This window comes from Haloactinopolyspora alba (assembly GCF_003014555.1).
Classification (GTDB): domain Bacteria; phylum Actinomycetota; class Actinomycetes; order Jiangellales; family Jiangellaceae; genus Haloactinopolyspora; species Haloactinopolyspora alba.
Window position 1 is genome coordinate 1 of record NZ_PYGE01000032.1, and the last position, 25384, is coordinate 25384.

Annotated in this window: 27 protein-coding genes and 1 tRNA gene; 18 read left to right on the forward strand and 10 right to left on the reverse strand. The window is 69.9% G+C overall.

From position 1 onward, the window contains the following. Nucleotides 1-128: 128 nt before the first annotated feature. On the forward strand, nucleotides 129-734 hold the full coding sequence (locus tag CLV30_RS24970) for a class I SAM-dependent methyltransferase (RefSeq protein ID WP_106539969.1): 606 nt from the start codon (nucleotides 129-131) through the stop codon (nucleotides 732-734). Between the two features lie 68 nt (nucleotides 735-802). Further along, complete coding sequence (gene dinB / locus CLV30_RS24975) at nucleotides 803-2008, forward strand: DNA polymerase IV (protein ID WP_106539970.1); 1206 nt, start codon at nucleotides 803-805, stop codon at nucleotides 2006-2008. Here the strand turns inward: dinB and CLV30_RS24980 are convergent, their stop codons facing one another. From CLV30_RS24980 to CLV30_RS24990, 3 genes are all read right to left on the reverse strand, one after another. Next, nucleotides 2009-3121, reverse strand: a complete 1113-nt coding sequence (locus tag CLV30_RS24980) for a serine hydrolase domain-containing protein (protein WP_106539971.1) — start codon at nucleotides 3119-3121, stop codon at nucleotides 2009-2011. It lies immediately after the preceding gene. 64 nt (nucleotides 3122-3185) lie between these two features. Further along, nucleotides 3186-3893: a cation efflux transmembrane domain-containing protein gene (locus CLV30_RS24985; RefSeq protein ID WP_106539972.1), complete on the reverse strand. Its 708-nt coding sequence runs from the start codon at nucleotides 3891-3893 to the stop codon at nucleotides 3186-3188. Nucleotides 3894-3960: 67 nt separating this feature from the next. Continuing rightward, nucleotides 3961-4467, reverse strand: a complete 507-nt coding sequence (locus tag CLV30_RS24990) for a DinB family protein (protein ID WP_106539973.1) — start codon at nucleotides 4465-4467, stop codon at nucleotides 3961-3963. A 103-nt stretch (nucleotides 4468-4570) separates the two neighbouring features. On the opposite strand from CLV30_RS24990, the gene CLV30_RS24995 reads away from it, so the two are divergent. From CLV30_RS24995 to CLV30_RS25005, 3 genes are all read left to right on the forward strand, one after another. Beyond that, on the forward strand, nucleotides 4571-5161 hold the full coding sequence (locus tag CLV30_RS24995; RefSeq protein WP_106539974.1) for a hypothetical protein: 591 nt from the start codon (nucleotides 4571-4573) through the stop codon (nucleotides 5159-5161). A 44-nt stretch (nucleotides 5162-5205) separates the two neighbouring features. Then, entirely contained in the window at nucleotides 5206-6327 is a 1122-nt protein-coding gene (locus CLV30_RS25000; RefSeq protein WP_165358571.1) for an amidase, read from the forward strand. Between the two features lie 193 nt (nucleotides 6328-6520). After that, nucleotides 6521-7081: a DUF421 domain-containing protein gene (locus CLV30_RS25005; RefSeq protein WP_106539976.1), complete on the forward strand. Its 561-nt coding sequence runs from the start codon at nucleotides 6521-6523 to the stop codon at nucleotides 7079-7081. Nucleotides 7082-7139: 58 nt separating this feature from the next. Here the strand turns inward: CLV30_RS25005 and CLV30_RS25010 are convergent, their stop codons facing one another. Further along, nucleotides 7140-7343, reverse strand: coding sequence for a hypothetical protein (locus tag CLV30_RS25010; RefSeq protein ID WP_106539977.1), 204 nt, complete (start codon nucleotides 7341-7343; stop codon nucleotides 7140-7142). A 164-nt stretch (nucleotides 7344-7507) separates the two neighbouring features. Here CLV30_RS25010 and CLV30_RS25015 point away from each other — a divergent pair, with 164 nt between their 5' ends. Then, nucleotides 7508-8044 carry a GNAT family N-acetyltransferase gene (locus tag CLV30_RS25015; RefSeq protein ID WP_165358572.1) on the forward strand — a complete coding sequence of 179 codons (537 nt, stop codon included), beginning with the start codon at nucleotides 7508-7510 and terminating at the stop codon, nucleotides 8042-8044. Between the two features lie 74 nt (nucleotides 8045-8118). Next, nucleotides 8119-8421, forward strand: a complete 303-nt coding sequence (locus CLV30_RS25020) for a hypothetical protein (RefSeq protein WP_106539979.1) — start codon at nucleotides 8119-8121, stop codon at nucleotides 8419-8421. 68 nt (nucleotides 8422-8489) lie between these two features. Here the strand turns inward: CLV30_RS25020 and CLV30_RS25025 are convergent. The 3 genes from CLV30_RS25025 to CLV30_RS25035 all read right to left on the reverse strand — a co-directional run bounded on the left by CLV30_RS25025 (nucleotide 8490) and on the right by CLV30_RS25035 (nucleotide 11399). Then, nucleotides 8490-8563, reverse strand: a tRNA-Gly gene (locus tag CLV30_RS25025). A gap of 252 nt (nucleotides 8564-8815) precedes the next feature. Then, on the reverse strand, nucleotides 8816-10705 hold the full coding sequence (locus CLV30_RS25030) for a sensor histidine kinase (RefSeq protein ID WP_205740737.1): 1890 nt from the start codon (nucleotides 10703-10705) through the stop codon (nucleotides 8816-8818). Continuing rightward, the gene (locus tag CLV30_RS25035; RefSeq protein WP_106539981.1) at nucleotides 10692-11399 is read right to left on the reverse strand and encodes a response regulator transcription factor; all 708 of its coding nucleotides are present in this window, start codon (nucleotides 11397-11399) and stop codon (nucleotides 10692-10694) included. Before CLV30_RS25035 ends, CLV30_RS25030 begins: the two co-directional genes overlap by 14 nt. Before the next feature lie 101 nt (nucleotides 11400-11500). On the opposite strand from CLV30_RS25035, the gene CLV30_RS25040 reads away from it, so the two are divergent. The 7 genes from CLV30_RS25040 (at nucleotide 11501) to CLV30_RS25070 (ending at nucleotide 19534) form a co-directional block, all read left to right on the forward strand. Further along, on the forward strand, nucleotides 11501-12652 hold the full coding sequence (locus tag CLV30_RS25040; protein ID WP_129710970.1) for a FliH/SctL family protein: 1152 nt from the start codon (nucleotides 11501-11503) through the stop codon (nucleotides 12650-12652). Then, nucleotides 12649-14115 carry a peptidoglycan-binding protein gene (locus tag CLV30_RS25045; protein ID WP_106539983.1) on the forward strand — a complete coding sequence of 489 codons (1467 nt, stop codon included), beginning with the start codon at nucleotides 12649-12651 and terminating at the stop codon, nucleotides 14113-14115. The genes CLV30_RS25040 and CLV30_RS25045 overlap by 4 nt, the downstream gene beginning before the upstream one ends. Further along, nucleotides 14099-14764, forward strand: a complete 666-nt coding sequence (locus CLV30_RS25050) for an ABC transporter ATP-binding protein (protein ID WP_106539984.1) — start codon at nucleotides 14099-14101, stop codon at nucleotides 14762-14764. The genes CLV30_RS25045 and CLV30_RS25050 overlap by 17 nt, the downstream gene beginning before the upstream one ends. Then, nucleotides 14761-15996 (forward strand): ABC transporter permease, encoded by a 1236-nt coding sequence (locus CLV30_RS25055; RefSeq protein WP_205740738.1) that lies wholly within the window; start codon nucleotides 14761-14763, stop codon nucleotides 15994-15996. The genes CLV30_RS25050 and CLV30_RS25055 overlap by 4 nt, the downstream gene beginning before the upstream one ends. 324 nt (nucleotides 15997-16320) lie before the next feature. Further along, nucleotides 16321-17583: a quaternary amine ABC transporter ATP-binding protein gene (locus tag CLV30_RS25060; RefSeq protein WP_106539985.1), complete on the forward strand. Its 1263-nt coding sequence runs from the start codon at nucleotides 16321-16323 to the stop codon at nucleotides 17581-17583. 23 nt (nucleotides 17584-17606) lie between these two features. Then, a complete protein-coding gene (locus tag CLV30_RS25065) occupies nucleotides 17607-18461 on the forward strand; it encodes an ABC transporter permease (RefSeq protein WP_106540006.1) in 855 nt (284 codons plus the stop codon). Nucleotides 18462-18526: 65 nt separating this feature from the next. Beyond that, on the forward strand, nucleotides 18527-19534 hold the full coding sequence (locus CLV30_RS25070; protein ID WP_205740740.1) for a glycine betaine ABC transporter substrate-binding protein: 1008 nt from the start codon (nucleotides 18527-18529) through the stop codon (nucleotides 19532-19534). Nucleotides 19535-19625: 91 nt separating this feature from the next. On the opposite strand, the gene CLV30_RS25075 is transcribed toward CLV30_RS25070, so the two are convergent. Together CLV30_RS25075 and CLV30_RS25080 are read right to left on the reverse strand one after the other, a co-directional pair. Then, complete coding sequence (locus CLV30_RS25075) at nucleotides 19626-20027, reverse strand: type II toxin-antitoxin system VapC family toxin (protein ID WP_106539987.1); 402 nt, start codon at nucleotides 20025-20027, stop codon at nucleotides 19626-19628. A gap of 3 nt (nucleotides 20028-20030) precedes the next feature. Next, nucleotides 20031-20267, reverse strand: a complete 237-nt coding sequence (locus tag CLV30_RS25080; RefSeq protein WP_106539988.1) for a FitA-like ribbon-helix-helix domain-containing protein — start codon at nucleotides 20265-20267, stop codon at nucleotides 20031-20033. A gap of 86 nt (nucleotides 20268-20353) precedes the next feature. Between CLV30_RS25080 and dcd the strand changes: the two genes are divergently transcribed. After that, complete coding sequence (gene dcd, locus CLV30_RS25085) at nucleotides 20354-20926, forward strand: dCTP deaminase (RefSeq protein ID WP_106539989.1); 573 nt, start codon at nucleotides 20354-20356, stop codon at nucleotides 20924-20926. 87 nt (nucleotides 20927-21013) lie between these two features. Next, a complete protein-coding gene (locus CLV30_RS25090) occupies nucleotides 21014-23218 on the forward strand; it encodes a (Fe-S)-binding protein (RefSeq protein WP_106539990.1) in 2205 nt (734 codons plus the stop codon). 157 nt (nucleotides 23219-23375) lie between these two features. Here the strand turns inward: CLV30_RS25090 and CLV30_RS25095 are convergent, their stop codons facing one another. Continuing rightward, on the reverse strand, nucleotides 23376-24188 hold the full coding sequence (locus CLV30_RS25095) for an alpha/beta fold hydrolase (RefSeq protein WP_106539991.1): 813 nt from the start codon (nucleotides 24186-24188) through the stop codon (nucleotides 23376-23378). Between the two features lie 78 nt (nucleotides 24189-24266). Here CLV30_RS25095 and CLV30_RS25100 point away from each other — a divergent pair, with 78 nt between their 5' ends. Beyond that, nucleotides 24267-24635, forward strand: a complete 369-nt coding sequence (locus CLV30_RS25100) for a MerR family transcriptional regulator (protein ID WP_106539992.1) — start codon at nucleotides 24267-24269, stop codon at nucleotides 24633-24635. A 223-nt stretch (nucleotides 24636-24858) separates the two neighbouring features. Further along, nucleotides 24859-25350 (forward strand): hypothetical protein, encoded by a 492-nt coding sequence (locus tag CLV30_RS26810; RefSeq protein ID WP_165358573.1) that lies wholly within the window; start codon nucleotides 24859-24861, stop codon nucleotides 25348-25350. Nucleotides 25351-25384 lie beyond the last annotated feature (34 nt).

A 25384-nucleotide genomic window follows, 5' to 3' on the forward strand; every position in this document is an offset into this window, starting at 1 on the left:
CCGACGAGCTCGGGGTGTCGCAGATGCAGATCTCGCGGCTGCTGTCGCGGATCCTGCGGCAGCTGCGTCAGTCCATCGGCGTCACCGACGACGAGCCGGACCGGGCGGATCGGCGGTAACCTCGGCACATGCAGAGGCCGAAACGACCGAAAGACGTCAGTGCGCGCCGTCACGACCTGTTCGACGCCGCGCTGCGGACATTCGTGCCGGGCAGGTTGGTCGACCTCGGGGCGGGGCACGGCGGGTTCTCGCTGCGTGCCGCGCGCGCCGGGTGGAACGTCACGGCCATCGACGCCCGTGACGAACGGTTCCCCAAGGACGACGCCGTCACCTGGGTCCGGCAGGACGTCCGCGAGGCTGACCTGTCCGGGTACGACCTGATCCTCTGCCTGGGCCTGTGGTATCACCTGACCGTCGACGACCAGCTGGATCTGCTGAAGCGGATGTCGGGGACGCCGGTCATCCTGGACACGCACCTGGCGACCGAGCAGCCGACGCACGACCTGTCGGACCCCGTCGAGGAGCGCGGCTACAGCGGCCGGTTCTATGCCGAGAAGGGCTGGTGGAACCGCGCGACGGCCTCCTGGAACAACACAGCGTCGTTCTGGCCGACCCCGGAGTCCTTCTACCGGATGCTGGCCGAGTACGGCTACCCCGCGGTCTTCGCGGGCACGCCGTGGGTGACGACCGACCGGACGTTCTTCATCTGCACACCGGCGGTCGCGAACCGCTGACACGGCCGGCCCTTTCGTGACAACCGCGGTGACGATGTCTGGCCATGTGAGCGAGATGGTGCGAACATGTGTTCGTGACCATCGAGCTGGCCATGCTGCATGCGGACCTCGACGCCTTCTACGCGTCGGTCGAGCAGCGTGACGACGCCCGGCTGCGCGGACGGCCGGTCATCGTCGGTGGCGGGGTCGTGCTCGCGGCCAGTTACGAGGCCAAGGCCTACGGCGTCCGGACCGCCATGGGCGGGGCTCGCGCCCGTCGGCTGTGTCCGCAGGCCGTCGTCGTTCCGCCGCGGATGTCCGCCTACACCGAAGCCAGCGCGGCCGTGTTCGACGTCTTCCGCGACACCACGCCGGTGGTCGAGGGGCTGTCCATCGACGAGGCCTTCCTGGACGTCGGCGGGCTGTGGCGCATCCGCGGACCGGCGCCCGGCATCGCCGCTCAACTGCGCCGCGACGTCCGCGAGGGGGTGGGGCTGGCCATCTCGGTCGGTGTCGCGCGGACGAAGTTCCTCGCCAAGGTCGCCAGCGCCGTCGCCAAACCGGACGGCCTGCTCGTCGTGCCGTCCGACGGCGAGCTGGCGTTCCTGCACCCTCTTCCGGTCGAACGGCTGTGGGGCGTCGGCGAGGTCACGGCGGCGGCGTTGCGCAGGCGCGGCATCCAGACGGTGGGCGACATCGCCCAGCTCGGACCGTCGACGTTGACCTCGATTCTCGGGAAGGCCGCCGGCCGGCACCTGTACGCGCTGGCGCTCAACCGGGATCCCCGGCCGGTCGAGGTGGGCCGTCGCCGGCGCTCCATCGGGGCGCAGTGCGCGCTGGGCCGCGGGCCGAGGTCGTCGGAGGACCTCGACGCCGTGGTGGTGTCGCTCGTCGAGCGCATCGGCCGGCGGCTGCGCCGCGCGCGCCGGGTGAGCCGGACCGTCGTGCTGCGGATGCGTTTCGGCGACTACACCCGCGCCACCCGTTCGCACACGCTGACCGAGGCGACCGCGCGCACCGAGGATCTGCTCGACACCGTCCGCGGGCTGCTCGCGGCGGCCATGCCGCTGATCCGGGCGCGCGGTGTCACGTTGATCGGCGTTGCGCTCACCAACCTGGGCGGCGACGGCGCGGTGCAGCCGGCGCTGCCGTTCGACGAGCGCCCGTCCGGCACGCTGGACGCGAGTATCGACGACGTCCGCGACCGGTTCGGTTCCGCCGCCGTCACGCGGGCCGCACTGCTCGGCCGCGAGCTCGGTCCGGCCGTGCCGCTGCTGCCGGACCGACCCCGATGATCACCGGGGTGCGAACGCGTCCAGCACCATCCCGGCCAGCGTCTGGGCCGTGCTGAAGTCGGGGGTGAGCCGGTTCTTGGTCAGTGCGAACGTCACCCCGGTCGCGGTGTCGGCCAGGGCGTAGCTGCCGCCTACGCCGCCCCAGCCGAACGTCGTCGGGTGCTCGTCGTCCTCGTCGCCCACCAGCCCCAGGCCGAAACCCAGGGACAGTTTCGTCGGCATGTCGAACACCTGGTCGGTCCCACTGAACGCGACCTCGGTGAGATCACCCAGCCGTTCCGGCGCGACGAGCCGGACGCCCGCGACGTCGCCGAGCAGCGCCGCGTACAACGTGGCGATCGCCCGCGCGGTCATCTTCCCGCCGGCGGGGATGTCGGCCATCAGTACGTCGCGGCGATTGCCGAACACGGCCGTGGGCGTGACCGCGCGCGGTGCGAGCGTGAAGAACGGCGAATCGTCAGGCAACGAGGCCAGGAACTCCGCACTGCCGTCGGCGTCCTCGAGCGGGGCGACCCGGCCGAGCTGTGACTCGGGAACCCCGAAGTACAGTTCGCCCTCGACGCCGAGCGGGCGGGCGACGTCCTCGCGCAGCACCTCCGAGATCCGCCGTCCGGTAGCCCGGCGGATGATCTCGCCGGCGATGTAGCCGAACGTGTGGGCGTGGTAGCCGGTCGCCGTCCCCGGCTGCCACCATGGCTCGCTGTCGGCGATGCGTGCGCAGATGGACGGCCAGTCGCACAGATCCGCCGGCGTGACGTCGGACGGCAGCGCGGGTACGCCGATCGAGTGCGTCAGCGCGTGCCGGATGGTGGCCGAGCCCTTGCCGTGCGCGCCGAACTCCGGCCACAGCTCGGCGATGCGGGTGTCGTAGTCGAAGACTCCCTGCTCGATCAGCACCTGCACGGCCGTCACGGTCATCGCCTTGCCGGTCGAGTAGGTGTAGAACAGCGTGTCCGGCGCGACCGGCTCGCCGGTGGCGGCGTCGACGGTGCCGCTGACAGCGTCGACCACCCGTTCCCCGCGGTGATGAGCCGTGGCCTGCAGGCCACGTTCGGCGCCGGAGTCGACCAACGTGTCGAGGGCATCCTGCACGCGCGTCTGGATGTCACTCATACGAGCATCGTCCTCTCGACGTCCGGTGCTCGTCACCTGCGGTCCGGTCGGTCCGCGGACCCGGTCACCCGTCGCAGCAGCCGTCCTCGCAACCGTTGCCGCATCCGTCGTGATCGAGGGCGGCCTCCGGATCGGTGAGCAGCGCGCCGGTGGCGGCGGAACACGCGTCGCCCCGCCACGCCTCCAGGCCTTCCCGGACGGCGAAGCCGGCGATCAGCAGCGCTGCCACCGGGTCGGCCCACCACCAGCCGAGGGCGGCGTCGAGCAGCAGCCCGACCAGGAGGACACCGGACAGGTAGCTGCAGATCAGCGTCTGCTTCGAGTCGGCGACGACGCTGGCCGAGCCGAGCTCGCGGCCGGTGCGCCGTTCCGCCCAGGACAGCACCGGCATCACGACGAGGCTGACGGCGGCCAGCGTGATGCCGACGGTGCTGTCGTCCGCGTGTGCCGAGCCGATCAGCGCCCGGCTCGCGTCGGCGATCACGTACGCGGCCAGGGCGAAGAACGACAGGGCGACGACGCGGAGCGCGACGCGTTCGCGCGCCTCGGGATCACGGCCGGAGAACTGCCACGCGATCGCGGCCGCGGAGACGACCTCGACGGTGGAGTCGAGCCCGAACGCGACGAGGGCCGTGGACGACGCCACGGCGCCGGCGGTGATCGCGATCACCGCCTCGACCACGTTGTAGGCGATGGTTCCGGCGACGATCAGGCGCACGCGGCGGCGCAGGGACGCCGTGCGTGCGGTGTCCGGGCGGGCGGAGGACGTCATGGGAGACCACGGTACAGCAACGGCTGAACTGTCGGCGACCGTCCGCGACTGCCGGCGGTAGCGGAGGTCAGGCGCCGACCGTGCGGTCGATGCCCTCGCGCAGGAGGTCGGCATGGCCGTTGTGCCGTGCGTATTCGTGGATCAGATGCAGCATGACCAGCCGCAGCGAGACGTCCGCGCCCCAGCGCGGCTGATGCCCTGTGACGTCCAACGACGGTGCGGACCGTTCGATCCGCCGGGCGTGCTCGACCTCGCGGTGCCAGGCGTCGAATGCTTCGTGCCGGGTCGCCGTGCCGTCGTCGAAGGCGTCCTGGAAGTCGCCTTCGGGCGACCACACCAGCGGGACGTCCTCGGCGTCGATCACCCGGCGGAACCAGGTGCGCTCGACCTCGGCCATGTGCCGGACCAGCCCGAGCAGGGAGAGGGCGGACGGCGGGGACGAGCGCAGGCGCAGCTGCTCGTCGGTGAGATCGTCGCACTTCATCGCGAGGGTGCCGCGGTGGTAGTCGAGGAAGGCGCGCAGCATCTCGCGCTCGTCCGCGATCAGCGGGGGCGCGAGCCGTTCCGTGGTCATGGCCACACGCTACCTCACATGATCATCGGCAGTTTCCGGCCCATGTGGCCGGAAACTGCCGATGATCATCGCCGAAAGGGTGCCGGCACGGGATGATGAAGACATGGCCGACGCATCCGACCTTCAGGATGAAGCGATGTGGCTCGGCGGCGGCTACCAGCTGGCCATCGAGGTGGGGGAGCGTGACGACGACCGGCTGCAGGCCACGTTGGTGGCACTGTGGCGCGCCGCCGGTGTCGACGGCTGCCGAGCACGCGGCGACGGCGGCGGGTTCTCGGCCGTGCCGTGCACGAGGACGCAGCTGGAGGCGACGGGACTGCTCGCCGGGGTCGCCGCGCTGCCGCGAGGTACCCGGGTCGTGTGTGCGGCACGGGCGGTGCGGCACGACTCCGGCACCGATTGGCTGGTCTTTTTCGTGCCGACCGGCGCGCTGGAGCGGGCCGAGCCGCGCAGCGCCGCCTTCGGCTTTCGCGGCGGCGACTCGCTGCTGTGGCGGCGGCCACTCGACCGCTGGCTGGCCGAGATCGGCCGGCAGCTGTACGCGGCCGTGCCGTTCCGGCTGGGACTGATCGGGCCCGACGTCGTCGGGATGACCGCCGCGTGGAAGCTGGCGGGAACGGTTCCACCGGAGCGATGGGCCGGTTACCTGGTTCCGACCGGCGCTGATCTGGCGTATTACTGCGCGGACCGCTGACGCGAATGCCGATCACCGCCAAACGTTTAGGGCAAAATGTCCGCATGATCGGGAATGCGACGTGGCTGGTGCGGCTGGACACGAACTCCACGGGCCAGGGGCCGCGTCTCGCGGTCAAGGACTGTATCGACGTGGCGGGAACCGTCACGACCGTGGGCTCGCGCGCCGTCGCAGCCGGGAGGACCGAGGCGCTCGTCGACGCGCCGGTGGTCGAGAACGCCCGCAACCAGGGCGCCCGGATCGTCGGCAAGACGAACCTGGTCGAGCTGTGCCGGCACGCCGACGGCTACAACCAGTGGACGGGGACCCCGCTCAACCCGCTCGACCAGGAACGGATCACCGGTGGCTCGTCCAGCGGCTCCGCTGTCGCGGTGGCGCTGGACGAGACGGACGTGGCCTACGGCACCGACACCGGGGGGTCGGTGCGAGTGCCGGCGGCATGCTGCGGCATCGCGGGCCTGAAGACCACCACCGGGCGGCTCCCCACCCACGGCGTCTTCGAGTTCTCGCGGACCCTCGACACGGTCGGCCCGCTCGCGCGGGAGGTCGCGGGCCTGGTGACCGGGATGCGGCTGATGGAACCGGGCTTCGAGCCGGCCGTCGGAGGCAGCGAGCCGGTGACGGCGGCCAGACTGCGATTCGACCGGATCGAATCCGCGGTCGACGAGGCCGTCGACCGCGCCGTCGCGGCTGCGGGCCTGCGGGTGACGGACGTGACGATCCCGGATTGGGAGACGTGGATCGACGCGGCCAACGACATCATGATGGCCGAGGGTTACGCCGCGCACCGGTACCTCATGACCCGACCCGACCTGCTGGAACAGCGCCACATCGACGGCATAGAGAAGGGCGGGGCCATGACGGCGCCGCACATCGTGGCCTGCCGGCGGGTGCAGAACGCCGCACGGCTACAGCTGCGGGCACTGTTGGAGCGATACGACGTCCTGGTGCTGCCGACCCTGCTCACCGAGCCCCCACGGGTCGGCGAACCGGCCTGGACGACGTACCTGACTGTGCCGGTGAACCTGGCCGGGCTGCCGGCGGTGTCGCTCCCGGTGCCCCGGCCGGACCGGGCGCTCCCGGCGTCCATCCAGGTCGTCGGCGGTTGGTACGAGGAGGAACGGCTGCTGGCCGTCGCGGAAGCCGTCGAGGCCGGTTGCCGATAGAGCCGGCCGCTCAGCCGGAACCACTTGACCCGGCCGTGGAAGCGGTGCACGCTCGTAGCGACGGGTAGGACGCGTCGTCTTTGTCGAGCCATTCGGTTCTGACCAGCCTGCCGCATCGACGGCACCGATGACGTCCTGCCCGTCGCCATGTTGCGCCCGCGAGGTTTCGGTGCCGGTCCCACTGGGAGGAAGCATGTTTCCAGCCGAACTCGGGGCGTCGTGGACGGCGCTCGCGCTGATCGCTGTCAGCACGGTCGGTGCCTACGTCGCGATGATCGTGTTCTCGAGGATCACCGGTCTGCGTTCGTTCGCGCAGATGACGAACTTCGACGTCGCGGCGACGGTGATGTTCGGGTCGATCGCCGCCACCACCGCGGTCACCCGTACCACCCCGTTGCTGCAGGGCGCGGTGGCATTGGCGGTGCTGTTCACGGTCCAGGCACTGATCGCGCGCTGGCGGCTGGCCAGGCGCGTCGAGTCCGCGGTCGACAACGCGCCGTTGTTGCTGATGAGCGGCTCCACGGTCCTCGAGGAGAACCTCACGACGGCGCGCATGACGGACGGCGACCTGCGCTCGAAGCTGCGCTTGGCCGGGGTCACCCGGACCGCGGACGTACGGGCCGTGGTGCTGGAGACGACGGGGACCGTTTCGGTGCTGACCAGGGAACCGGACGGGCCGCCGATCGACCTGGATCTGTTCGCCGGCGTACGCGGCCACGAGCAGCTGATTGCGGACGAGAGCCGGCGCCGCTGACGCGCCCTCCGTACGCATGGTGGTTGTCGGGTGCGCTCGGACGGCGCCTGTCGCCGCCCTACTGCGACGGCTCCGGGAGGTCACACTCCTCGACCTTCGGGTTCAGACCGACGTAATTGAGCGGTCCTGCGACGATCGTGATCACGACCGTGCCCAACCGCTCACAGTCGGGGTTCTCGGTGCCGGTGAAATAGCCCCGTTGCCAGGTGGCGAGGACACCGATGATCAACCAGATCGCGACGAGCGCGCTTCCGATCCGCATGGTTGCCTCCCTGCTGCGCGGATACCCGCGGGAGCACCCCACAAACGGACACGCTGTCGCTGGACGGCGGCGCCGTCCGGAAACGGCGGTGCTGACACGGGCACGTAGCGGGCACGGCGATCGGTGCGCGACGGGATGCGGCACCATGGGCGGCGGGAGGACGTGTGACTGGTTCGGATCCGGATGCCGTGACGACGGCGCGCCTGCTGGTGCGTCCGCCCCGGGAGGCTGACCGGGGCCGGTTCGTCGAGTTCTTCGGCAACGAGGACTTCATGGTGTTCGCCCCGGGCGTCCTCGCCGAGGAAGAGGCCGGCGAACGGTTCGACCACATGGTCGCCGTCTGCCAGACCGTCCCGTTCGGCAAGCAGCCGGTGGTCGAGCGGTCCTCGGGTCTCGTCGTCGGATACACCGGTGTCGATCACATCGAACTCGAGGGCGAAACCTGGCTGGAATGGGGATACCGGCTGGTGCCGGAGCGTAGGGGCCTCGGGTATGCCACCGAGGCCGGCCGGGCGCTGCTGGCCAAGGCGCATCGGACGTACTCGGGCGAGCTGCTGGCCATCATCGCCCCGGAGAATCGCGCCTCGCAGAACGTCTGCCACAAGCTCGGCTTCACCTTCTGGAAGCAGGCGCCGGTCGACGGCGACCTCCGGAACCTCTACACCCTTCCGGTCGGAGAACCGACCGGGTCACCGCGGTGATGGAGGCGCGTTTACCAGCGCCATCACACCAGTAAACGCGCCCCCATCACGTCTCGAGTTGCGGCCGATCCGGCATGGACGTGCCGCTCGACGTCACCGGCGTGCTCGCGGTCGCGTCGATCCCGCTCATCCGCGTGGCCAATCCGAAGATCCTTCGCGCTGATAAGCTGACTGCTTGGAGGTGCCCCATGATCGGTATCGGTGGCGGTGGCAATGGGCACATGTTCCGGGCGTCGAATGAACGAAACGCGCGTGCCTTCGTAGCAGAACAAGAGTCCCTGACCTCGACAGGGTCTCGGTTGCCGAAGTCGGTGGCTGGTCGCGTCATCTTGTTCGTCTTGCTGGCGGCTGCCGTGGCGGCTCTCGTGCTCTTGTGACGACGCGGCCTCGAACACGACGACGCCCAGGTTCCCGGGTTGTGCCGGTGTCCTGGGCGTTCGTCTGGTGGAGCGGGTGACGGGAATCGAACCCGCGTTATCAGCTTGGGAAGCTGGAGTTCTGCCATTGAACTACACCCGCAGGCGCCACCGAACCGGTGACGACGACGCGAGCATACCTGCTCCGGCCCGCTGAGCACACCCGGCACCCGGGTTCACGGAGCCGCGCCACGAACGGTGTGGGAATACTGCGGCAACGGCGTGGAGTCACTGTCGCCCCGACGACAGCAACTCCACACCGCTGACGACAGCAACTCCACACTCAGCAACGCCACCCCGGATCTCCACACCCGATCTCCACCCCCGGATCTCCACAGCCGGCGGTGTGGCGGAATCACGCGCCGACGGGTGCGTGCACCGGCAGCCGGATCGTGAAGCGCGACCCCGAACCTTCGGTGCTGCACACGTCCACGGTGCCGCCGTGCAGCTCGACCAGATGCCGGGTGATCGCCAGGCCGAGCCCGCTGCCGCCGGTGGCGCGGGTGCGGGAGGTGTCCGGGCGGTAGAAACGGTCGAACAGGTGCGGCAGATGCTCAGCGGCGATTCCGGGCCCGTCGTCCTCGACCGCCAGCACCAGTTCGTCGTCGACGTGGGACACGGTGACGGCGACGTGCCCGCCCTCCGGTGTGTACTGCACCGCGTTGCCGACCAGGTTGGCCAGCGCCTGCCGGAGGCGCGCGGGGTCGGCGTCCACCTCGGCCGGCTCGGGTGCGCTGACGGTGACGGCGACGCCGGCCTGCTCCGCGCTCGTCCGGTGGCCGCTCACGACCTGCTGGGCGAGGTCGACAGCGTCCACCGGCTCGGGGTGCATCCGCAGCACGCCGGCGTCGGCCAGGGCGAGGTCCTGCAGGTCGTCCACCAGCCGGTGCAGCTGGGACGACTCCTCGAGCAGTGACGTGATCAACGCCGAGTCGATCGGCACCACGCCGTCCTCGGCCGCCTCGAGGTAGCCGCGGACGTTGGCCAGCGGAGTTCGCAGCTCGTGCGCGACGTCGCCGACCATCACCTTGCGCTGGTGTTCGCTGGTCTCGATCGACTCGGCCATGGCGTTGAAGGCGTGCCCGAGCTCGGCGACGTCGTCGCGGCCGGTCACCGGCACGCGCGCCCCGCGGGCTCCGGAACCCATCCGCCGCGCGGCCACGGTCAGGGTGCGGATGGGATGCGTCAGCCGCCGCCCGGCGACGACGGTGACGCCCGTCGCGACCGCGAGCACGGCGAGTCCGGTGAGCAGGGTGCGCGCCCAGCCGCTTCCCGAGAACGCGTCGAAACGGTCGGCGGAGCCCATGTAGAGCAGCGCCGGGTCGGCGATGAACGGCTGGATCGCCTCGTCGCGGGCGCTGCTGACGCACTCCCGCCACTCGGCGGACATCTGCTGTTCCCGGGAGCCGACCAGCATCGTGAGTCCGTACGGGTCCACCGCCTCCGAGTACGAGAGCCCCGCGTCGTCCAGACACGCGGCGGTGAGCTCGGTCTGGCGGCGGTTGAACTTCTTCGTCGCCTCGCTCGGTTGCTGCAGCTCCTCCGGGATGCACGGCTCCACCTTCGTCAGGGCGACGGATCCGCTGCCTCGGCCGGAGGCACCGGTGTCCGGCTTCGCCGCGCCCTGGGTGGGCGTGTCGGTCGGCAGTGGAGTGTCGGGTGCGAGCGACCCGGACAGCCGCAGCACGCTGCCGTCCGCGTCCACCACGACCTCGCCGCCCTGGACGCGCCGTGCGCAGACGGTGGCCTCGTGGGCCAGGTGCTCGCGGGACGTCGCCTCGGCCTCGGTCAGCCGCCATGCGGTCCGCAGCGGCGCCGCCCACGCGAACGTGCCGGCGACGGGGGTCAGCCCTTCCGTGGTGCTTTCGGCGGCGGTCATCATCATGCGCGGCGCCGCCGGGTCGATCTCGGCGGTCGGCGTCGACGGCAGCTCACCGCCACCCCCGCCGTCGGCGGAGGAGTCGGCCAGCACGTCACCGTCCGGCGAGGTCAGCGCGACCCGGTGGCCGGTGCGCTCGGCCAGATCGTCGACGAGCCCGTCGACGCCGTCCCACGAGTCGTGGGTGCGCGCGTGTGCCAGCAGTTGCTGGTAGGCGTACGAGTCGGCTTCGAGGGTCCGTTCGAACTCGCCGCGCAGACGTTCGCTGGTACCGGTGGTCGTCAGCCACGCGGTAGCGGCGATGGCGAACACGGCCACCGCCAGCGACAGTCCGAGCAGCCGGACGAGCAGGCTACGGCGCATCATGGCCCTCCTGGTGCTCAGCCATCTTGTAACCGACCCCGTAGACGGTCAGCAGGTGGCGGGGCGCCGACGGGTCGGTCTCGATCTTTCGGCGCAGGTTCATGACGTGCACGTCGACCGTGCGGTCGAGTGAGTTGTGGTCGAAGCCGAACGCGAGCTCCAGCAGCCGGGCCCGGCTGAACGTCCGTCCTGGTTCGGCGGTCAGGCACTCGAGGATCTTGAACTCCGCCGGGGTCACGTCGATGCGGCGCTCGCCCAGCCGGACCTCGTGCCGTACCGGGTCGACCACCAGGGCGCCGATCCGGTAGGTCGCGTCGGAGTTCGGCACCGGACGGTCGGCCCGGCGCAGGATCGTCCGCACCCGTGCCACGAGCTCGCGCGGGCTGTACGGCTTCGTCAGGTAGTCGTCGGCGCCCAGATCCAGCCCCAGGAGCAGGTCGTCCTCGGTGGTGCGGGCGGTGAGCATGATGATCGCGGCGTCGGACTCGCCGCGCAGGATCCGGCAGACGTCGAGCCCGTCGACCCGCGGCATCATCACGTCGAGCACCAGCAGGTCCGGGCGCCGGCGCCGTGCTTCGTCGATGGCCGTCCGCCCGTCGTGCGTGATGGCCACCGAATGCCCGTCGCGCTCGAGATAGCGGCGGACGAGCTCGGCCTGTTTGGCATCGTCCTCGGCGACGAGGATGCGCGCACCCATGACAGCCGAGTTTCGCAGGAACCTGTCAAGAACCCGTGAAGAACGTGGATCTGACGCCTTCTTCACCGGATCTTCATCGCCGGCCGGACACGCTGGCGGCCATGAGTAACTGGCGAGCAAGAGCACGGCTGTGGGCTTTCGCGTGTGTGACCGGCATGGTGCTGACCGGCTGTGGCAGTGACGGTGACGGCGGCACCGCGACCGGTTCCGGCGACGGCGACGACGGTTCCGGCGAGCGCGTCGCCCCGTTGAGCGAGTACATGGGCGAGGGGTTCGAGCTCCAGCCCGGCGGCATGATGTCGGTGACGGCGGTCGGCGCCAACGAGCTGACGGACGAGCAGAAGCAGCAGATGCGTCAGGTCGAGGAGAAGGTGGCGCAGTGCATGCGCGATCGTGGATTCGACTACGTCCCGGCTTCTCCGGAGTCGGAGGGCGAGTCCGAGTTCGAGAAGGCCTACTCGCTCGATCCGGCTGATTTCGCGGCCGAGTACGGCTACGGCATCACCACCCTGGACCGGGGTTCCGGCGACGACGGCGACAGCAAGGATCCGAACCAGAAGATCCGCGAGGAGCTGTCGGCGTCGGCGCGGAAGGCTTACGACAAGGCGCTATGGGGCGAGGACGTCCAGGTGCTGGAGGATGGCGGCGGCGTCGCGATCCGGGCCACGCCCGGCGGCGACGGCGGGTCCGGCACCGGGCAGCAGGGCTGCCGGATGAAGGCGAGCGAACAGGTGCGCGGCGACTCGGGTCCGCGGATGGGCGGACCGGGGGCGGGCGAGTTCGAGGGCCTGTTCCAGGACATCGCCTCGTTGACCGAGCGGATCAACTCCGATCCGCGCGTGGTCGAGGCCCAGCAGGGGTGGTCCGACTGCATGGCCGCCGCGGGGCACGACGGGTTCGAGGTGCCGAGCGACGCTCGGAAGGCGGTCATGGACCGCGCGGCCGACGTTCCCGGCCTGGGCATGACGATGCCCACCGGGCCGGGCAGCGGCTCGCCGGACGACGGCTCGGCGGAGAGCTCGGCGGAACAGGACGTCGACGAGGCGGAGATCGAGAAGATCCGCGAGTACGAGATCGACGTCGCCACCGCCGACCACGAGTGCAAGCAGCAGGGCTACCAGGAGACCTACGACGAGGTCAGCCACGAGCTGCAGGAGGAGTTCGTCGAGCAGCACCGCGCGGAGCTCGAGCGTTACCGCGACTCGCGGGCGAACGCGAACCAGTCCGCCGGCCAAGCGGGAGCGGCGGGGTGAGCGGACGGCGCAATCGCACCGTCGTCATCGTGGCGGCCGTCGCGGCCGGGGCGCTCGGGGTCGGCGTCTTCGCCGGGACCCGGATCACCTCCCCGGCCGACGCGGCGGCGCGGACCGAGCCGCCGGAGGCGACGGACGTGACGGTCCCGGTCGAGCGACGGCCGTTGAAGAGCGAGGTGGTGACCCGCGGCGACGTGACCTTCGCCGGCTCGGTCGACATCTCCCCGGAGGTCGGCGGGCTGAGTACGCCGCCGATCGTGACCGGCCGGGTGCCGAAGGCCGGCGACACCGTCAAGGAGGGCGAGGCCGTCCTCGAGATCGTGGGACGGCCGCTGATCGTGCTCGCGGGTGAGTTGCCGATGTACCGCTCGCTCCGTCCCGGCATGAGCGGCCCGGACGTCCAACAGCTGGAGAAGACGCTGGACCGGCTCGGCTTCGACCCTGGCGACGTGGACGACTCGTACACCGCCTACACCGGCGGCGCGGTGGAGGAGCTGTTCGAGTCCGTCGGCTACGAGCCCCCGCAGCCCGACCCGCAGGCCGAGGCGGAGCTCGAACAGGCGCAGAAAGCCGTCGACGCCGCCGAGGACGCGGTGGCGAACGCCGAGAAGGCGCTCGAGCAGGCCACCAGCGGCCCGCCGGAAGCGGAGAAGGTGGCCGCGCAGAACCAGATCGACCAGGCCGAGCGGGCCCTCGACGACGCCGAGGCCACCGGTGACGAGAACGCCATCGCCGCCGCGAAGGACCAGCTCGAACTGGCCGAGGCGCGCATGGACGACCTGATGGCCGAGCCGGACACGTCGGCACAGGAGGAGGCGCTCGCCGATGCCGAGGACCAGCTGGAACAGGCCCAGCAGGAGCGCGACACCGCGCAGGTGAACGCGGGGACGCCGCTGCCCGCGGCGGAGATCGTGTTCGTGCCCAGCCTGCCGCGCCGGGTGGACGAGGTGAACGTCGGCCGCGGCGACGCGATCAGCGGGGCGGCGATGGCGGTGAGCGGCGCCGATCTGGTGGTGACGGCGAACGTGGACGAGGCCGCCCGTGAGGTGCTGCGCAAGAAGATGAAGGCCCGCATCGAGGTCCCCGAAGGCGACCCCGCGACCGGCACGATCACGGCGATCGAGGAGGCCGAGGGCAAGGACGCCAGCGGCTACGACGTCACCATCAAGCCCGGGAAGCTGACCGCGGACCAGGCCGCGGCGCTGCGCGGGGCGAACGTGAAGGTGACGATCCCGGTGCAGAGCACGGACGGCGCGGTGCTCGCCGTGCCGCTCGCGGCGTTGACCGCCGGCCCCGGAGGGAAGGCCCGGGTGCAGGTCCGCCGGGACGGGACGACGGAACTGGTCGAGGTCGAGGTCGGGCTGACCGCGAACGGGTACGCCGAGGTGAGCGCCCCGAAGGGCGAGTTGGCCGAAGGCGATCTCGTGGTGGTCGGGGAGGACGGCGATGACACCGGTGGTTGAGATGGACGGCATCGGCCGGACGTTCACCGGGCCGCCGCCGGTCGAGGCGATCCGCACCGTCGACCTGACTCTGGAACAGGGCGAGTACCTGTCGATCGTCGGACCGTCCGGCTCCGGAAAGTCGACGCTGCTGCACCTGCTGGGGCTGCTCGACCGGCCGACCGGCGGCGTGTACCGATTGGACGGCATCGACGTGCGCACGCTGTCCGAGCGGCGGCGCACCCGCCTGCGCGGCGAGCGGATCGGTTTCGTGTTCCAGGCGTTCCACCTGCTGCCGCGGCGGACGGTGCTGGAGAACGTCGAGCTCGCGATGATGTACCTGCGGGTGCCGCGGCGGGAACGGACGGCGCGGGCCCGGGCCACGATCGACCGCGTGGGCCTGGCGCACCGGTGCGACTTCGACCCGCTGACGCTCTCGGGGGGTGAACGTCAGCGGGTCGCGGTGGCGCGGGCGCTCACGTCCGAGCCGAGCCTGCTGCTGGCCGACGAGCCCACCGGCAACCTCGACTCGGAGAACGCCGCCTCGGTGCTCGACCTGTTCGACGAGCTGCACGCCGAAGGGCTCACGCTCGCGGTGATCACGCACGACGACGCGGTGAGCCGGCGGGCCCAGCGGCGGGTTCGCATCGTGGACGGGGTGCTCGCGTGAGGCGGCGCCGCTCCGGCGCGGTCCGCCGGATGTCGGTGCGGGACCTGTGCGGCGAGGCGGTCGCGGGTGTCGCCACCCGCCCGTCGCGGCTGGCGCTGACCACGCTGGGCACGGTGCTGGGCATCGCCGCCCTGGTGGCCACGCTCGGTCTCGGGCAGACCGCGGCGGGGCAGATCTCGGAACGCTTCGACGCGGTCGCCGCGACGCGCGTGGTGATCGAGCCGGCTGAGCGCGAGGGCCCGGACGGCCAGGTCGACGCGACCGAGCTGCCCTGGGACGCACCCGAGCGGCTGGGCAGGCTGGCCGGGGTGGACTCGGCCGGCACCTACGCCGCCGTCGACGTCGGGGGCGCGTCGGTGGTCGGGCTGCCGGTCACCGCCGCCACCGGGACGCTCGAGAACGTCGTCCCGGTCGCAGCCGCATCACCCGGCCTGTTCGCGGCCGTGGGTGCGTCGCTGCGCACCGGCCGGCTGTACGACTCGGGCCACGACGAGCGAGCGGACCGCGTCGTCGTCCTGGGCAAGTACGCGGCCGAACGCCTCGGCGTCAACCGGGTGGACTCGCAGCCGTCGGTGTTCATCGGGAACCGTGCGTTCACCGTCGTCGGCATCATCGACAGCGTCGACCACAGGTCCGGGATCCTGGACGCGGTCGTCATGCCGATGGGCACCGCCCGCGAGACGTACGGCCTGGAGGCTCCGGAGGCGGTCGAGATCCGCACGGCTCTCGGCGCCGCGCAACAGGTGGGTGGCCAGGCGCGGCTGGCGGTGTCGCCGAACGATCCGGACCTGCTGGCCGCGGACGTGCCCCCGCCACCGGGTTCGCTGGGCGACAACGTGTCCGCGGACGTCAACGGCCTGTTCCTGGCCCTGGGCGGGCTGTCGCTGCTGGTCGGCGGGCTCGGGATCGCGAACGTCACGCTGTTGTCGGTCATGGAGCGGGTGTCGGAGATCGGGCTGCGGCGCGCGGTCGGTGCGGGGCGGACCCATGTGGCCGGGCAGTTCCTGGTGGAGAGCGGCTTGGTCGGCCTGATCGGCGGGTTGATCGGCGCGGCGGCCGGCGTGCTGACGACGGTCGGGGTGTCGGTCGTGCGGGACTGGACGCCGTTGCTGGACACCCGCCTGGCGGTGGCGGCGCCGCTGCTGGGCGCGGTGATCGGGCTCGTGGCGGGAACGTATCCTGCCTGGCGGGCGTCCACGATCGAGCCGATTGCGGCTTTGCGCAGTGGTTAGCGGAATCGAGGCGAATCTCTCACAACTGTCTCGGTGAGCGGACGTGCGAGCAACAATCCGGTTGCGATCGTCCCAATGTGGCCTGCTCAGCTGCACTTTTCTCGCATAGGCGCTGAGGGATTCGGTAGCCTCTCGGTAGACCAGGGCGCGGGTGGGGCTCACCCGGACGACCTGGCGGGGACACACGTGTTTCCGTCGGCGTGCGAAACGCCTCACTCGCGCCACCTCGTCGCGTGGCTCACTGGCTGCCTCAGAAGGCGCCGAAAGAAGCCCTCGCCCGGGTATTCCGGTGCGTCGCGTGGCTGGATCAACGAGAGGTGAGGCGTGGCCGCGGTACGCGCGGAAGGACTATATAAGGTCTTCGGTCGTCGGGCCGATGAAGCAGTACGTCGGCTCAAGGACGGCGCAAGCCGTGCCGACGTAGCGAAACTCGGCGCGACGCCGGCTGTGATCGACGCAACGTTCGACGTGCAGCCAGGAGAGATCTTCGTGGTAATGGGGCTTTCCGGGTCCGGGAAGTCCACTTTGATTCGCATGCTCAACGGATTGTGGGAAACAACCGCCGGCGATGTGTACATCGACGATGTCGACATCGCCAAGATCGGTGACGCCGAGCTGCGCGAGGTGCGGCAGCAGAAGATCAGCATGGTCTTCCAGCACTTCGCGCTGCTCCCGCACCGCACGGTCGCTCAGAATGCCGCATATGCGCTCAACATCCAGGGCATGGAGAAGGAAGAGCGGCTGAAGAAGGCAGAAGAGGCGCTCGAGATGGTCGGCCTGAAGGGGTGGGGAGACAAATTCCCGGCCCAGCTGTCCGGCGGAATGAAACAGCGCGTGGGTCTCGCTCGGGCACTGGCCGCCGGAAGCGACATCATGCTGATGGACGAGGCGTTCTCGGCACTCGACCCGCTGATCCGGCGAGAGATGCAGGACCAGCTGATCGAGCTGCAGTCCAGGCTGAACAAGACCATCGTCTTCATCACGCACGACCTGAACGAGGCCATGCGCCTGGGCGACCGCATCGCCGTCATGCGCGACGGCCGCATCGTGCAGATCGGCACCGCCGAGGAAGTGCTCAACGACCCGGCGAACGACTACGTCGCCCAGTTCGTGGCCGACGTCGACCGCACCCGCGTGCTGACGGCCTCGAGCGTCATGGAGACCGCGCAGTTCGTCGTCAACGCCGAGGCCGGCCCGCGCGAGGCGCAGCACACGATGCGCGAGAAGCAGATGGCCGCGGCGTTCGCCGTCGGCCGGCGCGACAACCGGCTGCAGGGTGTCGTGCACGACAAGGACGTCGTCGCCGCCGTGAACCGCGGCGACCAGAAGATCGAAGGCATCATCGACACCGACGTCTCGTCGGTGCACCAGGACACCTACCTGGCTGATCTGTTCGCGCCGTCGGCCGAGTCGCCTTTGCCACTCGCGGTGGTCGACGACGATCACCGGCTGGTCGGCGTGGTGCCCCGGGTGACGCTGCTGGCCGCGATGGCCAGCATCAGCGAGACGCTGCACGAGGCCGAAGCCGCTACGGCAGGCACCGAGACCGAAGCCGTGACCACCGAGCAAGGGGGTGCGGCGTCGTGAGCGAGTCCGAATCGTTCGATCCGATGGACCCCCGCATCGACGTCGGGGAGTGGGCAGAGAACGGCGTCGATTGGCTCGACGAGACGTTCGGGCCGGTGCTGGACGGCATCAGCGATGGCCTCAGTACGGTCTACGACGCTGTCGTCGATCTCCTGACCGCGCCGCCGTTCCTGGTCATGGTCGTGCTCTTCGCCGCCCTCGGCTGGTTCGTGCGCTCGTGGCAGTTCGCCATCTTCGCCGCGGCCGGGTTCTATCTCATCGCTGCCATGGACCAGTGGGAGGGAGCGATGGAGACGCTCACTCTCGTCCTGCTGTCGGCGGGTATGGCGGTCTTGCTGTCGGTGCCGCTGGGTGTCTGGGCGGCGAAGTCGTCGACCGTGAGCCAGATCGTGCGGCCGGTCCTCGACTTCATGCAGACGCTGCCGCCGATGGTGTACCTGATCCCGGCGCTGGCGATGTTCGGCATCGGTTCCGTCCCAGGCATGCTCGCCACCGTGGTGTTCGCGATGCCGCCCGGCGTGCGGCTCACCGAGCTGGGCATCCGCCAGGTCGACACGGAGGTCGTGGAAGCTGGTCAGGCCTTCGGCTCGCCACCCGGGCGCATTCTGCGCCAGATCCAGCTGCCGCTCGCGTTGCCGACCATCATGGCCGGTATCAACCAGGTCATCATGCTGTCATTGTCGATGGTGGTGCTCGCCGCGATGGTCGGCGCTGCCGGCCTCGGCCTCGATGTGCTGTCCGGTCTCACCACGTTGGACGTCGCCATCGGCGTCGAGGCAGGGCTCGGGGTTGTGATCTTGGCGATCTACCTGGACCGGCTGGTGGCCGCGCTTGCAGATCGGGCGCCGGTCGTCAAGGCGGCGAAGGTCCGCGACTGATCATCGGCGCGGGCGAAGTTTCTGAATAGAAGGGGAAGACAATGCGTCAATCCAAATTTGCTGCCGTGACGGCAAGCGTGCTGGCTGGGGGGTTGCTCCTGGCCGCCTGCGGTGACGACAGCGGCGACGAGACCACCGGCGGCGGTGGCGGTGGCGGCGAGACCGGCGGCACCGGGACCGAGACCGAGGTCCAGACCATCGGCGACGTCGACACCGCCTCCTGTGACCCGACCGCGGCAGCCGCCCCGGTTCCGGATCCGGAGGGCACCGGCGAGGACGAGACCGAGATCACCATCGGTGTCTTCACCGGCTGGGACGAGGGCTACGTGGTCAGCCACCTGGCGAAGCTCGCGCTGGAGGACATGGGCTACTCGGTGACTCTCCAGCAGCAGGACGCCGGTGTCACCTACACCGGCGTGGCGCAGGGTAACCTCGACGTGCTGATGGACGGCTGGCTGCCCAACACGCACGCGTCGTACGTCGAGGAGTTCGGCGACCAGCTCGAAGACGTCGGCTGCTGGTTCGATCAGGGCTTCCTGACCACGGCCGTGAACGCCGACTCCCCGGCGCAGTCGCTGGCCGAGCTGGACCAGCATAAGGAGGCGTACGGCGGGCGTATCGTCGGCATCGACCCGGGCGCCGGTCTGACGAAGACCACCAAGGAAGAGGTCATCCCGACCTACGGCCTGGAGGACTGGGACTATCCCACATCGTCCAGTGGCGCCATGCTGGCCGAGCTGGACAAGGCGATGAAGGAAGGGAACAACATCGCGGTGTCGCTGTGGCACCCGCACTGGGCGTACGCCGCGTACGACATCCGTGACCTCAAGGACCCGGAGGGTGCTCTGGGGGAGGCCGAGCGGCTGTACAACCTGGGCCGTCCGGGATTCCACGAGGACTTCCCGAACGCCGCGCAGCTGCTGAAGAACCTGCACCTGACCGACAAGCAGCTCCTCGAGATCGAGGACATCATGGTCGTGCAGAACGACCGGGAGAACAAGGGCCAGTCCGTGCAGACGTGGCTGGACAAGAACCCGGACTTCCTCGAGCAGTGGAAGGCCGGCGAACTGTGACGTCGGTTCGGTTCGCCTGAACACACCGGAACTCCCCGGCTCCGTCCCGTGCGATCGGGACGGAGCCGGGGAGTTCCTCGTTGCCGGCCAGTCAGCCGCGTCGAGGTGTGACGAACGCGCACCGCGGCCCGGTCGAGTGCGCGAGCTTGGCGTCCAGCGTGGCCAGTGGCGCGTCCAGGTGTTCGGCCAACGCCACGTACCACGCGTCGTACGATGTCATGTTCTGGCGCAGCTCCCACACACGATCGCCCAGTGGCGCGTACGGAAACAGCTCCACACGCAGATCGAGTAGGTCGGCATGGGCAAGGCTGGTGATCTGCGTCGGCAGTGTGCCGGCGAGCGTGGCGCGCCGCAGGATGTCGGCCGCTTCGACGAGCATCAGGTGCGGCGCGGCGAGCTGACCCGCGGCCAGTTGCTCTTCCGCCCACTGGCCTTCCGCACCGCCATCGACGAGTGCCGAGACGACGAGGGCGGCATCGACGACGAGCGTCATACGTCAGCGGCGCTCGGCATCGCGGTGCGCCAGGATGTCCTCCGCCGACAGTCGGCTGCCGCTGCGCTGCTTACGCTCGCGAACCTTGACGAGTAGTTCGTCCGAGTCCGGACGTTGGGTCAGTTCGACGAGCTGGAGACGTACGTACTCCTGCAGGGATCGACCGCTGCGTGCGGCACGGGTGGCCAGTTCGTCGCGTGTCTCCTCCGGGACGTCGCGAATGGTGATCGATGTAGTCATAGCTTCATTGTGCTGCGAATAGCAGCATTCTGCAATCATGCAGGCCTGGGCGGCGTGGCGGGCGACGACATCGGTAGTGTCCCCTCATGCTGCTCTCCGACCGTGACATCCGCGCCGCTATCGAGGCCAAGCGGGTACAGCTCGAGCCGTACGACCCCGAGATGGTGCAACCCTCGAGCATCGACGTCCGGCTGGACCGGTACTTCCGCGTGTTCGAGAACCACCGGTACCCGAACATCGACCCGTCGCAGGAACAGCCCGGGCTGACCCGCATGGTCGAACCCGGCGGGGAGGAGCCGTTCGTGCTGCACCCCGGCGAGTTCGTGCTGGCCTCCACCTTCGAGACCGTGACGCTCGGCGACGACGTCGCCGCGCGGCTCGAGGGCAAGTCGAGCCTCGGGCGGCTGGGTCTGCTGACCCACTCCACGGCCGGGTTCATCGACCCGGGGTTCACCGGTCATGTCACGCTGGAGTTGTCCAACGTCGCCACGTTGCCGATGAAGTTGTGGCCAGGCATGAAGATCGGGCAGCTGTGCTTCTTCGCGCTGACGAGCGCGGCGGAGGAGCCGTACGGCTCACAGCGGCACGGCTCGCGCTACCAGGGCCAGCGCGGCCCGACGCCGAGCCGGTCGTACCTGAACTTTCACCGCGCAGACTGAGACAGTGGGGGTGTGAACTCTCGCGGGTAGTTACTCGCGGGTAATATAAGCGCGTCAGAGTCGACGAGCGAGAGGGGTCCGAGGACGATGCAGTACGTGGCGATCATCGCCGCCCTCGGCGTGACGGCGCTCGCGTTGGCGGTACTCGCCGACGCCATCGTGCGCATGGTGCGCGTCATCCGTCTCGGCCAGCCCGCGCCCGGACGGACGAGCAACCCCCGGCAGCGTGCGCGCACCTTGCTGCGCGAGTTCCTGGGCCACAACCGGATGCTGAAACGCCCGGTCGTCGCCGTCGCGCACTGGTTCGTCATGGTCGGGTTCTTCGCCCTGGTGTTCACCCTGGCCACGGCATACGGGCAGCTGTTCGACGCGTACTACGCCCTGCCGCTCATCGGGCACTGGGCCCCGTTCGAATGGTTCACCGAGCTCATCGCCTGGGCCACGCTGATCGGCATCGTCGTACTGACCGTGATCCGGCAGCGTTCGCACCCGCGCCAGCAGGGCCGGAGCTCGCGGTTCTTCGGCTCCACGTTCTGGCAGGCGTACTACGTCGAGTTCACCATCGCGACCATCGCGGCGAGCATCCTGGTGCTGCGGGGGCTGGAGTACCGGCTGTTCGGTGAGCTGTCGCACTTCCCGCTGACCGCGTTCATCGGCTCGGCCTTCGACGGCATGGCCACCGGCGACGTCGAGCTGACCGTGCACCTGGTCGCCGCGCTCAAGATCGTCGTCTCCTGGGCGTTCTTCGTCGTCATCTCGTGGAACCTGACCATGGGCGTCGCCTGGCACCGCGGCCTCGCGTTCTTCAACATCTTCTTCAAGCGCGAGGACGACGGCGGTCCCGCTCTCGGCGCGGGGAAACCGCTGACCATCGATGGTGAACCGGTCGACTTCGAGCACATCGAGGACCTCGACGAGGACGCGTCGCTCGGTGTGGGCAAGGTCGAGGACTTCTCCTGGAAGGGGTTGCTCGACTTCAACACCTGCACCGAGTGCGGGCGCTGCCAGTCGCAGTGCCCGGCGTGGCACACCGACAAGCCGCTGTCGCCGAAGCTGCTGATCATGAACCTCCGCGACCACGCGTTCGGCAAGGCGCCGTACGTCATGGCCGGCGGCGGCACCGACCTCGCCGGCGACGAGCAGGCGACACCGGAACAGCTCGCGGACGTGCCCGCCGGTGCGCTCGCCGAGGCACAGCGGCCGATCGTCGGAACGGAGGACGTCGGCGGCGTCATCGACCCGGACGTGCTGTGGTCATGCACCATGTGCGGCGCCTGCGTCGAGCAGTGCCCGGTGGACATCGAGCACGTGGACCACATCCTCGACCTGCGGCGCTACCAGGCACTGATCGAGACCGAGTTCCCGAACGAGCTGAACGGGCTGTTCAAGAACCTCGAGAAGGCCGGTAACCCGTGGGGCGTCAGCGGGTCAAAGCGGATGGAGTGGGCCGCGGACCTGCCCTTCGACGTCAAGGTCATTGGTGGTTCCGACGAGGACGACCCAGCATCGCTCGACGAGGTCGACTGGCTGTTCTGGATCGGCTGCGCCGGTGCCTACGAGGATCGGGCCAAGAAGACCACCCGGGCCGTGGCCGAGCTCCTGAACACGGCGGGCGTCTCGTTCGCGGTGCTCGGCGACGGCGAGACCTGCACCGGCGACCCCGCTCGCCGGTCCGGTAACGAGTTCCTGTACCAGCAGCTCGCGCTGCAGAACGTGGACGTGCTGCGCGAGAGCAAGGCGGTGCGCGTGGTGTCGACGTGCGCGCACTGCTTCAACACGTTGAAGAACGAGTACGCCCAGCTCGGCATGGAGCTCGAGGTGGTCCACCACACCCAGCTGCTGAACCGGCTGGTCCGGGAGGGCAGGCTCACGCCCGTGGCCGCCGAGTCCGGTGAGGTGGCCGGACGGCCCGTGACCTACCACGATCCGTGTTACCTCGGCCGGCACAACCAGGTGTACGAGCCGCCGCGGGAGCTCGTGGGCTCGTTGCCCGGCGTGGAGCTGCGCGAGATGCCCCGCAGCGGTTCGACGTCGTTCTGCTGCGGAGCCGGCGGTGCGCGGATGTGGATGGAGGAGCGCATCGGCAAGCGCATCAACACCGACCGCACCGAGGAGGCCCTGGCCACCGGCGCCGAGGCGATTGCGGTGGGGTGCCCGTTCTGCCGCGTCATGCTCTCCGACGGGCTCACCGAGGCGCAGGCCGGCGGCCAGGGCGCCGACGTGGAGGTCCTGGACGTGGCGCAGCTGCTGCTCGCCGGCGTCCGCCGCGCCAACCCTGCCGCCCCGGAGTGAATGATCACGTTCCGCATGGAATTCCATGCGTCACCACCCGTGCACGCCTGGTGATGCGTCGAAAAGCCTCGTGACGTATGGCCAGCAGCGCCGTGGCACGTCGCAGCGTTGCACGAAGTTGATGTCTGCGAGATGCCGGTGCGGTAGGTGCAGGCGGTCAGCTGGAGGTCACCACGGTGCTGACGTCGAGGAACCTGCTCACGGCGTCGACGAACCCCGCGGGATCCTCGACGTTCGACAGGTGTGTGACCGGCATCGCGAGCGACTGGGCATGAGGGATGGCGCCGGCGATGAACGTGCCGTGCTCGGGCAGGCAGACGGTGTCGTGATCGCCGATGATGACCAGCGTCGGGGCCTGGATCAGGGAGATGGTGCGGCGCATGTCGGCGTCACGAACGGCCGCGAGGCAGCCCGCGAGCCCTTCGGGCCGCATCCGGAGAATGGTGTCGCGGAACGGCGCGGCCGTCGCCTCGTCCGCCAGGAGGCGCTCGGGGAACCAGTTGCCCAGGAACATCTCGGCCGTGGCCGTAAGGTCCTGCGCGCCGAGCGCGCTGGTGATCCGCGCGTCCCACTGCGGTGCCGGCCCCAGGTAGGCGGAGGTGTTGGCGAGCACGAGCCGGTCGATGCGGCCGGGGACGTGGATGCCGAGCCACTGGCCGATCAGGCCACCGAGGGAGATGCCGCAGAAGTGCGCCTTTTCGAACCCCAAAGCGTCGAGCAGCTCCAGGACGTCCCTGCCCAGCCGCTCGATCGAGTACGCGCCGGACGGAGCGTCCGACAGCCCGTGCCCGCGCGTGTCGTACCGCAGCACGCGAAAACGCCGAGCGAGGTCGACGATGTTGCGGTCCCACATCTCCAGCGTGGTCGCGATCGAGTTCGACAGCACCAGCACTGGGGCATCCTCGGGGCCGTCGAGCCGGTAACGGATCCGGGTTCCGTCACCGAGCGTGATCGTCGACGCCGTGTCCATGGCGAGGTCCTTTCAGTCGTGAACGTGACAGAAGTACCGTAAAAGCTCACATTTATGTGAGGTTCAAGGAGGGATCGCATGAAGATCGGCGAGCTGTCGCGGAGTACCGGTGTCAGTGTGCGGTCGCTGCGCTACTACGAAGAGCAAGGGCTCCTCGCGCCGACCCGCACCCCGGGCGGGCAGCGTGTGTTTCCCGATGCCGCTGTCGATCGGGTCATCCTCATCCAGCAGCTGTTCGCCGCCGGTCTCCACAGCGACCGGATCGGCCAGATCCTGCCGTGTATGCGCGCACCCGAGGGCGGCCCGAGCGCCCGCGCGACACCGAAGCTCGCCCGGGTCCTCGTCGAAGAGCGCGAACGCATCGACACGACGATCGCCGACCTCGTCCGCTCCCGCGCCGTTCTCGACGAGATCATCGCCTCCGCCAGCGACCTCGGCCGGAATTGACGGGAGCGTGCGGTCTCACGTTCATGAGCGCCGGTCCGGCGACCGGCGCATGCGCTCGCGTGCGAGGTGCCCGGAGGTGTTCCCCAGACGTGCGAAGGATGGCGCGACGCGCCTAATGGCGCCATGTCTGACGTCACGCGACACCCGAGGCGACGCCATCTAGCGCCACCACAGTGCCAAGATGACGCTTGACAGACGTCACGCATGACGCCACCATGGCGTCATGGAACTCACGCCCTACGTCGAATCACTCCGCGGCTCGCTCGCGTCGGCCGGGAACGCGGCAGCCGACGAGGTCCGGGACGCGGCCGAGCGGCTCTCTTATGCCGTCGAGCCGTCGCTGCGGCTGACGCTGCTCGAAGCGTTGGGCGACGCGGCGGCGGAGGTCACCGCCCAACTCGACGGCGTCGTCGTCGACGTCCGGCTACGCGGCGGGCAGCCGGAGCTCGTGGCCGACGAGGTCGCCGTGCCGCCGGCTGCGCCGGCGGCCCCACAGCCGCCCCAGCCGCCGGCGCCTCCCGAGCCCGACGAAGGCACGTCCCGTGTCTCGCTGCGGCTTCCCGAGACGCTCAAGGTCAAGGTCGAGGAAGTCGCCGCGGCCGAAGGCATGTCCGTCAACGCATGGCTGATCCGCGCGGTCACGCATGCTCTCGAGCCCGCCCCAGCACCACGGCGCGCGACCACCGGCCGGCGGATCACCGGCTGGGTGCGCTGACCTCGCACCCACGACACCCTCACGAGGAGACCCC